The organism is Caulobacter sp. GW821-FHT10F06 (genome assembly GCF_058809215.1).
This window is the reverse complement of sequence record NZ_JBXASK010000011.1, coordinates 100,563-112,486: the sequence shown is the minus strand read 5'-3', so window position 1 is coordinate 112,486 and position 11,924 is coordinate 100,563. Positions and strand designations below refer to the sequence as shown.

Here is an 11,924-nt window from a genome sequence, read left to right as displayed (position 1 = left end):
CAAGGTTGGGCATGGATCTGTTTCGCAATCGCAGGGTCAACCGTCTGGCCTTCGTCGTCTTCACGGCGGCGGCGCTGTTCACCCTGTGGCGCGCCCTGCTGCCCGATGATGGCGGCCTGGGCCTGATCCCGTGGGACAAGGCCAAGCATTTCCTGGTCTTCTACGTGCTGACCGCCCTGGGCATGGCCGCCCTGCCCGCCAGCCGCTTCTGGCGGATCGGCGTGGTGCTGCTGGGCTTCGGCGCGGCCATCGAAATCTTGCAGTTCTTCGTCGGCCGCGACGCCTCGTGGGGCGACCTGCTGGCCGACGCCTGCGGCATCTGCGCGATGTTCGGCCCGATCATCCTGCGCGGCCTGACCCTGGAGCAGATCCAGGCGCCGCCCGAGCCGGCGTCAGGCGTAGGCCAGGTGCTCGGCCAGGAAGTAAAAGCGCCAGTCCAGCTTCAGGACGTTCTGTAGCTCGCGGAAGCTGGGCGGCTCGTAGCGCGAGACCACGTGCAGCGGCCGGTCGCGGATCTTCAGCACCTCGACCAGCAGCACCAGGGACGTATCGACCGAGGCGATCCGCGCGGCCCGCTCGACCACCGTGCTCCAGTCGATCAGCGAATAGCCCTCGACATAGCGCAGCCGCACCTCCTTCTCCGGCGCCTTGTGCGGGAACGGGATGGTGCGCTTGCTGCAGGTCTCGTTGATCAGGGCGTAGGGCTCGCCGTCGTCCAGGCCCAGCAGCCGGAACAACGTCTCTTCCTTCTCCCGATCGCGCCGCAGCTCGACATAGTCGGCCCAGTCGTCCATCGCCATGCCGGCCACCTGGTACTTCAGGTCCATGGTCTGCTCGGGGGCGTAGCGCCAGCTGAAGAATAGCGACAGATAGGTGTAGTTGGGCCCCTCGATCGGGCTCATGGCGATCTTGTCGCCCAGGAACAGGACCTCGTCCTTGAACTCGAAATCGCTCTCCAGCAGGGGCGTCTCGATGTTGTCGGGCATCACCAGGGCGTCATAGACCCAGGCGTGCTGCTTCAGCACCGGCATGATCACCTGGCGGCCCTGGGCGGCGTAGGTCTTGGCGATCTTCTGAACGAACAGCAGATCGCCGGCCATGCCGGGCTGGAAGATGATCACGGGATTCATGTCGGGCTCGCAGAATCAGGCAGGGCGTCAGTTTCGCACAACTTCATCGCGGGGCCTCCTGTGGCGCAGACGCGCGGCTTCGCCGCTTCACGCGGATCGCCGCTGAAGGCATGGGAGGGGTCGCGGAGCGCCCGGGCCTCGCCCGGAAGATTGGATAGTGAGTACCGTTTCGACGAAGACAGACGCTCCGCGTGACCGTTTTCCCTCTGGCCGGGGCGCGCGGGTCTGGTTCAACCCTTTGCCCCACCCGGATTTGTCCTCCTCGCGACGGACCCAGCTCGAAAGCTGCAAGCACGCCGATTCCGGAGGGACCCGGAGCGAACCTTCGGACGGGCGGGGGCTTTAGCTTTCCCCCGATGGATGGGTTTACGTCCCCCATCCTCGCTCCCGCGCGATCACCCCTGACAGCCGTCGCAGTCGCCGGCCGGACGCCCTTCCCGTGCCGTCAGGTGAGATCGAGTATGGGGGTGGTTCTGAGTGCGTTCGAAAGCGCGATGCGAGAAAGTTTCAGGGCGTTGAAATCGTTGGGGTTCACCTTGAAAACGCACGGTGTTCACGGCGATCTATCCCCTCTCCCTATGGGGAAGGGCTTCTCCCGCACGCCCCGCTCCTTCGATCGCGGCCCACACCGTCAGCGCCTGGGTCGTCTCGCGCACGTCGTGGACGCGAACCGCCGCCACGCCCGCCGCCGCGCCGGCCAGATGCGCGGCCAGGGAGCCGCCCAGGCGATCGGCGGCGTCGGCGGCCTGAGCGTCGAGGCCGGCGATGAAGCGTTTGCGGCTGGCGCCCAGCAGGATCGGATAGCCCAGGGCCACGAAGCGCGGCAGGGCGGCCAACAGGGCCAGGTTGTGGTCGACGGTCTTGCCAAAGCCGATGCCCGGATCCAGCCAGATCTTCGCCTTGGCCACGCCGGCCGCCATGGCCGTGAAGGCCCGGGCCAGCAGGAAGGCCTCGACCTCGGCGACGACGTCGTCATAGCGCGGGGCGTCCTGCATGGTCCCCGGCTCGCCCAGCATGTGCATCAGCACCAGCTCGCAGCCCAGCTCGGCGGCGGTCTCGGGCGCATCGGGGGCGAAACGCAGGGCGGCGACGTCGTTCCAGATATCGGCTCCCGCCGCGACAGCGGCGCGGGCCACGGCCGGCTTCATGGTGTCGACCGACAGAACGATGTCGCTTTCGGCGCGGATCGCCGCGACCAGCGGGACCACCCGCGCCAGCTCCTCGGCCTCCGACACCGGCGCCGCGCCCGGGCGGGTGCTCTCGCCGCCGAGGTCGAGGATGTCGGCGCCGTCGGCGATCAGCCTGCGGGCGTGATCCAGCGCCGCCCCGCCGTCGAGAAAGCGGCCGCCGTCCGAGAAGCTGTCGGCCGTGACATTGACGATGCCCATGACGCGGGGGCGGGAGTTGTGGATCATGGGTCTTCTTCTACGGCCGGACGCCCCCTCCGTCATGTCGCGTATTCGCGCCATGCCACCTCCCCCGTTTCACAGGAGAGGAGAAGATCAGCTGCCTCCCTCCTCCCCTGTGAAACGGGGGAGGTGGCGCGATGCGGATACGCATCGTGACGGAGGGGGCGTCCCACCGCCCACCGCCCAAAGAAAAAGCCGGCCCCGCGAGGGACCGGCTCTTCTCATTCCAAAAGCCCGAAAGCCCTAGGCCGTAACGCCCGTGGGCGAGATCGGCACCGAGGCGGCGAAGGTCGCCGGCTTCTTGTCGTCCTCGACCTCGCGGACCGGGACGACGCCCTTCATGACGCCGATGATCTCGTCGCCGCTCAGGGTCTCGAACTCCAGCAGGGCCTTGGCCACCGAGTGCAGGTTGTCCAGCTCCTCGGTCAGGATGCGGCGCGCCTCGTCCTCGCCGCCCTTGACCAGGCGACGGACCTCGCTGTCGATCTTGATCATGGTCTCAGGCGAGACGTTCTGGGTGCGGGCTACGGAGTGACCCAGGAACACCTCGTCCTGGTTGTCGCCATAGGCCACGGTGCCCAGCTCGTCGGAGAAGCCCCAGCGGGTGACCATGTTCCGGGCCAGGCTGGTGGCGGCGCTGATGTCGCTGGACGCGCCCGAGGTGATCTTCTCCTTGCCGAAGATCAGCTCCTCGGCGACCCGGCCGGCCATCATGATGGCCAGGCGCGAGGTCATCATGTCGAAGCTCATCGAGTAGCGGTCGCCCTCGGGAAGCTGCATGACCATGCCCAGGGCCCGGCCGCGCGGCACGATCGTGGCCTTGTGGACCGGATCGGCGACGGGGACGCGCAGGGCCACCAGGGCGTGGCCGCCCTCGTGATAGGCGGTCAGCTTCTTCTCGGCGTCGCTCATGGCCATCGAGCGGCGCTCGGCGCCCATCATCACCTTGTCCTTGGCGTGCTCGAAGTCGTGCATGGTGACCATGCGGCGGTTCTTGCGCGCGGCGGTCAGGGCCGCCTCGTTGACCAGGTTGGCCAGGTCGGCGCCCGAGAAGCCGGGGGTGCCGCGGGCCAGGGTGCGCACGTCGACGTCGGCCGACAGCGGCACGTTCTTCATGTGGACGCGGATGATCTTCTCGCGGCCCGAGACGTCCGGATTGGGCACCACGACCTGGCGGTCGAAGCGGCCCGGACGCAGCAGGGCCGGGTCCAGCACGTCGGGACGGTTGGTGGCCGCGATCAGGATGATGCCTTCATTGGCCTCGAAGCCGTCCATCTCGACCAGCAGCTGGTTGAGGGTCTGCTCGCGCTCGTCGTTGCCGCCGCCCAGGCCGGCGCCGCGGTGGCGGCCGACAGCGTCGATTTCGTCGATGAAGATGATGCAGGGGGCGTTCTTCTTGGCCTGCTCGAACATGTCGCGCACGCGGCTGGCGCCGACGCCGACGAACATCTCGACGAAGTCGGACCCCGAGATCGTGAAGAACGGCACGCCCGCCTCACCCGCGACGGCGCGGGCGATCAGGGTCTTGCCGGTGCCGGGCGGGCCGATCAGCAGCGCGCCCTTGGGGATCTTGCCGCCCAGGCGCTGGAACTTGGCCGGATCCTTCAGGAAGTCGACGACCTCCTGCAGTTCTTCCTTGGCCTCGTCCACGCCGGCGACGTCGTCGAACACGACGCGGTTCTTGTTCTCGGTCAGCAGGCGGGCCTTGGACTTGCCAAAGCCCATGGCGCCCTTGGCCCCGCCCTGCATCTGACGCATGAAGAACACCCACACGCCGATGACCAGCAGGATGGGCAGCAGGTTCACCAGGATGGCGAACAGGCTGATGCCGCCGCCCTTGAACTTGACGTCCGCGCCGCGCGCCACCAGGCGGTTGACCAGTTCGTCGGAGTTGTTCGGCGCATTGACGGTCAGCACCTTGCCGCCGTTGTCCTTGGCCGAAACGACCGAGCCGGCGATGTCGGCGGATTTGATCTCGCCGGCGTCGACCTTCTTGAGCAGCTGAGAATAGCTGATCTCGCCGCCGCTTTGGGTGTGTGAGGTCTGGTTCACGACGAACACGCCGACCAGCACCGCCACGATCACCAGCCAGATGGCCAGGTTCCTGAAATTCATACGCGTCGTCTTCCCAACGATAGCCTTCGACCTCCCAAGATAGGGGGTCGCGAGCGCTTGCGCCACGCGTGCGTCGTCAGGTCACGCATTCTTGGTCGATGAAGCCGGTCGCGGCCTTGAACCGATCCAGAAAGAGAGGCCCTGCAAGCCCGCCATCGCTCATAGCAAAAGCCGGGCCGTCCAGCATGGGACAGCTTACGGCCCCGCTTTCGTCGATGATCGCAGGCAAGGCCGGGCGTGCGGCGGCGGGGACGGCCTTCAAGGCGGCGCGCTGCGCGGGCGGCAGGCTGGCGGCCAGGCCCTTCAGCGGTTTGACGGAAATCGGGGCGCTTGCGGCGCGGATTTCGTAGCGGCCGTCCCAGACGCCGGTCTCGCCCGGGGCCAGGCCCAGCGGCGCCAAGCCGTCCCGCGCCGTCTCGCCAGCGTCGCGGAAGACGCGGACGGCGTCGCCCTCGGCCTCGACCCGCGCCCCGGCCAGGGTGGCGGTGAAAGCCTCGCCGGCGCGCAGGCGGACGACGAGGCGCTCCAGCCGCTCGCCGCGCGGCGGGCGCTCGGTTCCCGCCGCGCACAGGCAGGCCGCGGCGAGATGGGCGGCGGCGACGTCGCGTCGAAGCTGGATGACGCCCAGCGGGTCGCCCTCGAAGGCCGGCGGCGGGATCTGGGTCGTGGGCGTTGCCGCCGACGCCGATCCCGCCAGCGCCTGCCGGGCCCGGGCGCGGGCCGAGCGGGGATCGTCATTGGCCGGATCGTCCAGCCAGGTCTCGCCCTGCCCCGCCAGCCAGGCGCGCAGCTCGGCCCGGCGCTGGTCGAGCAGAGGGCGCAGCAGCATCACGCCCCGCCCCTCGGGCCAGACCGGCGACGGGGCCCAGTCTCGCGGATCCGACACCGTCGAGCCCTCGGCCCGCATGGCGGCGGCCTCCGCGCGGTCATCGGCGGTGTGGCCCAGCAGCAGCACCCTGGCGCCGGCCTCGCGGGCGGCGGTGGCCAGCAGGGCGTGGCGGGCGCGGCGGGCGGCGGCGGAAAGGCCCGTGGCGGGCTTGTCGCCGGTCCAGGCCAGGGCGCGGGCGTCCGCCCCGAGCGCGGCGGCCTTGGCGACCGCGTCGCGGGTCCAGGCGGCGCTGGCCGGCTGCAGCTGGTGGTCGACGGTCAGGCTGAGCACGGGGCGGCTGCGCGCCCTCGCCCAGGCGAGGGTCAGGCGCAGCAGGGCCAGGGAGTCGCCGCCGCCGGAGAAGCCGACGACGACCGGGGCGAGGCTGTCAGCGTCGAGCCGCCGGTCGAGGGCGGCCTGGACGCTGTCTAGGCGCACTTGGCCGCGACGCGGGTCGAGGCCGCGCGCGACAGGACGGCCGGCGGGGCCTTGGGATAGCGCTTGCCCAGCTCGTCCAGCGCCTTGCAGGCGTCGGCAGGCTTCTTCAGGGCCACCAGCGAGCGCGACAGCTTCAGGGTGGCGTCGGGCGCCCAGCTAGTCTGCGGCCAGCCGCGCACGGCGCCCAGATAGGCCCCGGCCGCGTCACCATAGGCTTCGCGCACGAACAGGGTTTCGCCCAGCCAGTAGCGGGCTTCGGGCGTCCTGGCGTTGTCGGGATAGTTGTTCACATAGGCCGAGAAGGCGGCCTCGGCGTTGACGTAGTCGCCGTCCAGCAGCAGCTGGCGGGCCTGCTTGAAGGCCAGGGCCGGGTCGGCGGGCGGGGCCGGCGGCGCGGGCGTGGCGGCGGCTTGCGCGGCCTGGGCCTGGGCGGCGGCGTTCATGTCGGCCAGCGTCTTTTCCAGCGCGGCCAGGCGGGTCTCCAGCGCGTCGGCGCGGGCCTTCTGGTCGCCGGTCGCCTTGCGGGCCTGGTCCAGGTCGTGGGTCAGGACCTCGTTCTGGCCGTTCAGCTTCTGCAGCGTCTGCTCCAGATCGCCCAGGCGCTCGCTGAGGCTGGCGATCTGGGCGTCGGTCTCGGCCGGCTGCACGACGACGGGCTTGCCGGTGTCGCGGCCCTGGAAGACGATCGACCGCAGCTCGCGCACCACCTTCTCCATGCGCTCGATGCGCTTGGCCGAGCGATCGTCCAGCGGATCCTCGGGCATGGGCGTCTGGGCCAGGGCCGGAACGGCGGCCGAGGCCAGCAGGGCGGCGAACAGGACGGATTTCAGCTTCATGTCGGCGATTATGCCCTGATTGCGGACAAAAGTGGGGCGACGAAAAAGCGCCAACCGAGGGCAGCGATCATCACGCCCCAAAATAATTTGTCATCCCGGCCGCAGCGAAGCGGAGAGCCGGGACCCAGGGGCAACCGCAATGCAGTGGCCCCTGAGTCCCGGATAGCCTCTGCGAGGCTTCCGGGATGACAAGATTTGCTTTAGCGCGCGCCGTCGGTGATGGCGGTGCGGGCGTTGCGGTTCTTGGCCCAGGCGTCTTCCGACGAGCCGGCGTCGATCGGGCGTTCCTTGCCGTACGACAGGGTCTCGATGCGCGCGCCCGACACGCCCTGGGCGACCAGGAAGTCACGGACGGCGTTGGCGCGGCGAGCGCCGAGGGCCAAGTTGTACTCGCGAGTGCCGCGTTCGTCGGCGTTGCCTTCGATGCGGACGCGGACGGCCTGGTAGCGGTTCAGCCACTGGGCCTGGGCCGCCAGCACCGGCTGGGCGTCGTTGCGGACGGTGTATTCGTCCGTGTCGAAATAGATGCGCTCGCCGATGTTGATGACGAAGTCCTGCACCGAACCGGGCAGGATGTTCGAGCCGACGGGCGGCTGGGTCGGCGGGGTGTAGGGGGTGCTCGGGCCGGTCGGCGTCGGGCCGACGGGAGCGGGACCAGCGGGCTTCGGACGCGAAGCGCAGGCGGCGAGAGACGCGGCCGCCAAACCGATCAGCGCCAGTCTAGCGGCGCGCTTGGTGTCGAAGTTCATCCAGTTTCTCCTCAAAACCTCGGTTCGGACCTGATGGATAGCCGCCGATGACCTCGACAGCACAATGAAAACGCCAGACCAAACCTCACAATGGCGTCAGATGCCCCCGTCGGGACCTTGATTCACTTGCCAGGCGAGCGGGCAAGGCGAACGGAGCAAGGCGAACAGGGACAGCAACGCTTACGCACGGCCGGGGTTTCCTAATCCCGACCGATTGTCGTTTTCCTCGGTCAGTCCAGCAGCGGCGACCAGGCCGGATCGGACGCTGCGCCCTGATAGGCGGCCGGGCGCAGGATGCGGCCGGTGATGTCCACGGTCCAAAGGCGCGGATTGCCGCTGGAGACTTCGCGGAAATACATCAGCACCCGGCCGTTGGGGGCCCAGGTCGGACCTTCGTCCAGATAGCTGGTGGTCAGCAGGCGCTCGTCGCTGCCGTCGGTGCGCATGACGCCGATGTGGAACTGGCCGCCGGTCTGCTTGGTGAAGGCGATGAAGTCGCCGCGCGGGCTCCAGACCGGCGTCGTGTAGCGGCCGCCGCCGTACGAGATGCGGCGCACGCCCGAGCCGTCGGCGTTCATCACATAGAGCTGCGCCTGACCACCCCGGTCGGAGTTGAACACGATCTTCGATCCGTCCGGCGAGAACGACGGCGAGGTGTCGATCGCCGGGTCGGTGGTGATGCGGGTCGAGCTGCGGCTGCGCAGGTCCAGCACGTAGATGTCGCTGTTGCCGCCCTTCTCCACCGAGAAGGCCACCTTGGCGCCGTCGGGCGAGAAGCGCGGGGCGAACACCATGCCCGGGAACTTGCCGACCGTTTCCTGGCGTCCGGTCTCCAGGTTCAGCAGGTAGATCGACGAGCCGGTCGGCCGCAGGGCCATGAAGGTCAGCTCCTGGCTGGTGGCCGAGAAGCGCGGGGTCATGACGATGTAGGAGCCGTCGGTCAGGAACTGCGGGTTGGCGCCGTCCTGGTCCATGATCGCCAGACGCTTGACGCGGGCCAGCTTCGGACCGCTCTCGGCGACGAAGGCCACGCGGGTGTCGAAATAGCCCTTCTCGCCGGTCAGGCGCTCATAGACGGCGTCGCTGATCTTGTGGGCCACGCGGCGCCAGTTGTCGGGCGTGGAGCTGAACTGCAGGCCCAGCAGCTGCTGCTGGCTGAACACGTCCCACAGGCGAAAGTCGACGCGCAGGCCGCCGTCGGGGCCGACCGTGACCTGGCCGTTGATCAGGGCCTGGGCCCCGGTGGCCTGCCAGTCGGGGAAGCGCGGCTGGACGTTGACGTCGTTGAGCTTGTCGGCGACGCCCGAGACGTTCAGCGGCTGGAACAGGCCCGAGCGCTCCAGGTTGCCGGTGATGACTTGGGCGATCTCGGCGCCGCGCGGCGTGCCCGAGAAGGCCGGCACCGCGATCGGCAGCGGCTTGACCGCGCCGGCGTTGATGTCGACCTCGATCTGGGCGGCGGCGGGCGAGGCCATGGCGCCGCCGAGCAGGGCGGCCACCATCAGGAGCAAGGCCTTCAAGCGCATCACGTTTCCTTTCGGCGACATCATCCGGAGCAAGCCTGTTTAGCGTTGAAGTTCAGGGCGATTTTCTGACCGTAGAGGTCGGACGGCAGATAGGCGAACGGCGAGGCCTGTAGCAACGCGCGAACCGCCCGATCGGACGCGGCCTTGACCACGGGATCCGGCGACGACGTGCCCGGCGACTCCGGCTGGCCGACCACGCGGCCGCCCGGGCCGATCACGAAGACCACCCGCACATTGACGTTGGCGCCGCCCTCGACCTCGCAGTTGGGATTCCAGCGGTCCTGGACCTCGCCCTGCAGGCGGCCGAGCGCGGCGGCCGACAGGCCGGTGGCCGCGCCGGCGGCGGGTCGGGCCGAGACCGAGGTCTCCTGCCGGGCCGGCCCCTTGGCGGCGTTGGCCGTGGGCTTGCCGGTCGACTTCTTGGTCTTGGCCAGCGAGGCTTCCAGGGAGGCGAAGAAGTCCTCCTTGGGCTTGGCGGGCGTCGGCTTGGCCGGCGTGGGTTGCGGGCTGGGCTTGGGCGTCGGCGGCGGCGGAGCCTTGGCCGGCGGCGTCGGGGCGGGCGTCGGCTTGGGCGCGGGAACGGGCGCCGGCGGCTGCGGCGTCGCCTCGGGCGTGGGCTCCTCGACCTGGGCCGTCTGCTCGACCGGCGCTTCCTCGGCCGGCCGGACATTGGTCGGCCCCTCGGTGACGATGGTCACAGGCACGCTCTCGCCCAGGGTGATCGGCTTGGGCGTCTTCCACGGCCAGCCGATCAGGATCGCGGCCGCCACCAGTCCGTGAAAGGCGACCGACCCGATCAGGGCGGGCGAGAATCCGGGGTCTCTGGATTGGCTCATGCGCGGCCTATTGCGCGGGCCGCAGGTCGCCCGAGCCCTCGGGCTGGGCGTCGCGAGGCACCGCGCCCGAGGACGGGCCGCCCGTCTCGGTGATCAGGTTGATCTTGCCGAAGCCGGCGTTGGACAGGGCGGCCATGGTCTGGGCGACGATGGCGTAGGTGGCCTTGCCGTCGGCGCGCACGAACAGCGGCTTGTCATAGCCGTCGCCGGCGATGGCGGTGATGCGCGGGGCCAGGTTCTCGAACGCGACCTCGGTCTCGCCCACGAAGATGTGGCCGTCGGCGCGGATCGACACCGTGATCGGCTCCTGCTGGTTCTGCAGGGCGGCGGCCTCGGTCTTGGGCAGCTCCAGCGGCACGCCGGCGGTCAGCAGCGGGGCGCTGATCATGAAGATGATCAGCAGCACCAGCATCACGTCGACCAGCGGGGTGACGTTGATCTCGGACAGGGCGCCCTTGCCGCGGCGGCCGCGACGACGGCCGCGACGGCCGCCGGTGGCGAAGGCGTCGTTGGCGGACATGGCCATCGGGTCAGACCTTCTCGGCCAGGCGACGCTGGATCGCGGTGGAGAGGTCGTCGGCGAAGCCCTCGAGGCGGCCCGAATACTTGCCCGCGTCGGTCGAGAACTTGTTGTAGGCGATGTAGGCCGGGATGGCTGCGACCAGGCCGATGGCGGTGGCGAACAGCGCCTCGGCGATCGACGGGGCCACGACGGCCAGCGAGGTGTTCTTCTGGATCGCGATGTTCTGGAAGGCGTGCATGATGCCCCAGACGGTGCCGAACAGGCCGATGAACGGGCTGGCGGTGGCGACGATGGCCAGGCTGCCCAGGCCCTCTTCGACCTTCGCGCTCTCGCGGGCGATCATGGTGTCCATGATCCGATCGATGCGCTGGATCAGGAAAGCGGCCTGGTTCTCGTTGATCACGCCCCGGCTCTTGGCGTCGCGCCATTCCTTCAGGGCCGCCTGCAGCATGCGCGGCAGCGGATGGCGCGGATTGGCGCCGGCCTCGCCGGCCACCTCCTCCAGCGACCGGCCCTGGCTGACCTGGCCCTCGAAGCGATCGGCGGCGCTGTTCAGGGCCGAGAAACGGAACAGCTTGTCGAAGATCACCGCCCACGAGCCCAGCGAGGCGAGGATCAGGCCGACCATCACCCCTTTGACGACCCAGTCGGCCTGCATGAACAGGGCGACGAACGAGAAATTGGCGGGGGCGGCTGCTGCGGCGTCCATGCGGGAATCCTGCTCCGTATCGGGCGTCAGTACTGAGGTGTAGCGCCTTACTGGCATGAAGCGGCGCTTTGGTGAAACTATGACAATCGTCGGGGGATGTTGTTTTCGTCTACCCAACCGAGTCATCCCCCGACTTGTTCGGGGGACCCAAGCCGAGCTGACAGGTAACTCTCGGCGCCGCCGCTTGGGTCCCCCGCGTGAAGCGGGGGATGACGCAGGGGGTAACCCTAGCCCTCCAGCCAGGGCGACAGCTGAGCCAGCATCTCGGCCGTGGGTTTTCGCGGCCGGCCGTCCAGGCTGATGCACACCGCCTCGCCCGCCGCCTGGCAGATCAGCTCCTCGCCGCGGGTGATCCTCTGGCTGACATAGAGGCGCGGCCCCTTCACGCGGTCATAGGTGGTGCGCACCAGCAGGGCGTCGTCGACACGGGCCGAACGCTTGAAGTCCAGTTCCATGCGGATGATCGCGAACGCGGTGTCGGCCTTGGCCAATTCGGTGTGCGAGATCCCGACCAGCCGGAAGAAATCGCTCCGCCCCCGCTCGAAATAGCGCAGGTAGTTGGCGTGGTAGACGATGCCCGAGAAGTCGGTGTCCTCGTAATAGATCCGGACGGGCAACTGGTGCTCGCGGCCGGAAAAGACGCCGGCGGTGGGGGCGGGGGTGGTCATCTCATAAGCTCTCTTCGACTTGCCCCCTACGGATCGCTTCGCGATCGTCTTCCCCCATAGGGGGAAGATGAACCGCGCCGACCTCATCTTCCCCCTATGGGGGAGGAGGGCCGCAGG

At 69.1% G+C, this 11,924-nt stretch carries 12 protein-coding genes and 2 pseudogenes; 3 read left to right on the top strand and 11 right to left on the bottom strand.

Translation table 11 applies throughout. The features are described from left to right. The first annotated feature begins 11 nt into the window (after nt 1-11). The gene (locus AC1RUS_RS21620) at nt 12-458 is read left to right on the top strand and encodes a VanZ family protein (protein WP_492918687.1); all 447 of its coding nucleotides are present in this window, start codon (nt 12-14) and stop codon (nt 456-458) included. Here AC1RUS_RS21620 and AC1RUS_RS21615 read toward each other — a convergent pair. Together AC1RUS_RS21615 and folP are read right to left on the bottom strand one after the other, a co-directional pair. Further along, nucleotides 393-1,130, bottom strand: a complete 738-nt coding sequence (locus AC1RUS_RS21615; RefSeq protein ID WP_492918686.1) for a hypothetical protein — start codon at nt 1,128-1,130, stop codon at nt 393-395. The two genes, AC1RUS_RS21620 and AC1RUS_RS21615, sit on opposite strands and share 66 nt — an antisense overlap. Before the next feature lie 563 nt (nt 1,131-1,693). Next, nucleotides 1,694-2,545 (bottom strand): dihydropteroate synthase, encoded by an 852-nt coding sequence (gene folP / locus AC1RUS_RS21610; protein ID WP_492918685.1) that lies wholly within the window; start codon nt 2,543-2,545, stop codon nt 1,694-1,696. 22 nt (nt 2,546-2,567) lie between these two features. On the opposite strand from folP, the pseudogene AC1RUS_RS21605 reads away from it, so the two are divergent. Next, nucleotides 2,568-2,786, top strand: a pseudogene (locus AC1RUS_RS21605) (hypothetical protein); the annotation flags it as partial. On the opposite strand, the gene ftsH reads toward AC1RUS_RS21605, so the two are convergent. The 3 genes from ftsH to ybgF all read right to left on the bottom strand — a co-directional run bounded on the left by ftsH (nt 2,783) and on the right by ybgF (nt 6,796). After that, nucleotides 2,783-4,654: an ATP-dependent zinc metalloprotease FtsH gene (gene ftsH / locus AC1RUS_RS21600; RefSeq protein ID WP_492918684.1), complete on the bottom strand. Its 1,872-nt coding sequence runs from the start codon at nt 4,652-4,654 to the stop codon at nt 2,783-2,785. The pseudogene AC1RUS_RS21605 and the gene ftsH overlap by 4 nt on opposite strands. Nucleotides 4,655-4,730: 76 nt before the next feature. After that, nucleotides 4,731-5,960, bottom strand: a complete 1,230-nt coding sequence (gene tilS / locus AC1RUS_RS21595; RefSeq protein WP_492918683.1) for a tRNA lysidine(34) synthetase TilS — start codon at nt 5,958-5,960, stop codon at nt 4,731-4,733. Next, nucleotides 5,951-6,796, bottom strand: a complete 846-nt coding sequence (gene ybgF / locus AC1RUS_RS21590; RefSeq protein ID WP_492918682.1) for a tol-pal system protein YbgF — start codon at nt 6,794-6,796, stop codon at nt 5,951-5,953. Before ybgF ends, tilS begins: the two co-directional genes overlap by 10 nt. A gap of 82 nt (nt 6,797-6,878) precedes the next feature. Between ybgF and AC1RUS_RS21585 the strand changes: the two are divergent. Then, nucleotides 6,879-6,959, top strand: a pseudogene (locus AC1RUS_RS21585) (hypothetical protein); the annotation flags it as partial. 37 nt (nt 6,960-6,996) lie between these two features. Here AC1RUS_RS21585 and pal read toward each other — a convergent pair. From pal to AC1RUS_RS21555, 6 genes are all read right to left on the bottom strand, one after another. After that, a complete protein-coding gene (gene pal / locus AC1RUS_RS21580) occupies nt 6,997-7,560 on the bottom strand; it encodes a peptidoglycan-associated lipoprotein Pal (protein ID WP_492918681.1) in 564 nt (187 codons plus the stop codon). 215 nt (nt 7,561-7,775) lie between these two features. Further along, the gene (gene tolB / locus AC1RUS_RS21575; protein ID WP_492918680.1) at nt 7,776-9,071 is read right to left on the bottom strand and encodes a Tol-Pal system beta propeller repeat protein TolB; all 1,296 of its coding nucleotides are present in this window, start codon (nt 9,069-9,071) and stop codon (nt 7,776-7,778) included. A gap of 20 nt (nt 9,072-9,091) precedes the next feature. Beyond that, nucleotides 9,092-9,907 (bottom strand): cell envelope integrity protein TolA, encoded by an 816-nt coding sequence (tolA, locus tag AC1RUS_RS21570; protein WP_492918679.1) that lies wholly within the window; start codon nt 9,905-9,907, stop codon nt 9,092-9,094. A 7-nt stretch (nt 9,908-9,914) separates the two neighbouring features. Then, nucleotides 9,915-10,433 (bottom strand): ExbD/TolR family protein, encoded by a 519-nt coding sequence (locus AC1RUS_RS21565; protein WP_492918678.1) that lies wholly within the window; start codon nt 10,431-10,433, stop codon nt 9,915-9,917. A gap of 4 nt (nt 10,434-10,437) precedes the next feature. Continuing rightward, nucleotides 10,438-11,139, bottom strand: coding sequence for a protein TolQ (gene tolQ / locus AC1RUS_RS21560; protein WP_492918677.1), 702 nt, complete (start codon nt 11,137-11,139; stop codon nt 10,438-10,440). Between the two features lie 227 nt (nt 11,140-11,366). Next, the gene (locus tag AC1RUS_RS21555) at nt 11,367-11,807 is read right to left on the bottom strand and encodes a YbgC/FadM family acyl-CoA thioesterase (protein WP_492918676.1); all 441 of its coding nucleotides are present in this window, start codon (nt 11,805-11,807) and stop codon (nt 11,367-11,369) included. Nucleotides 11,808-11,924: the final 117 nt, after the last annotated feature.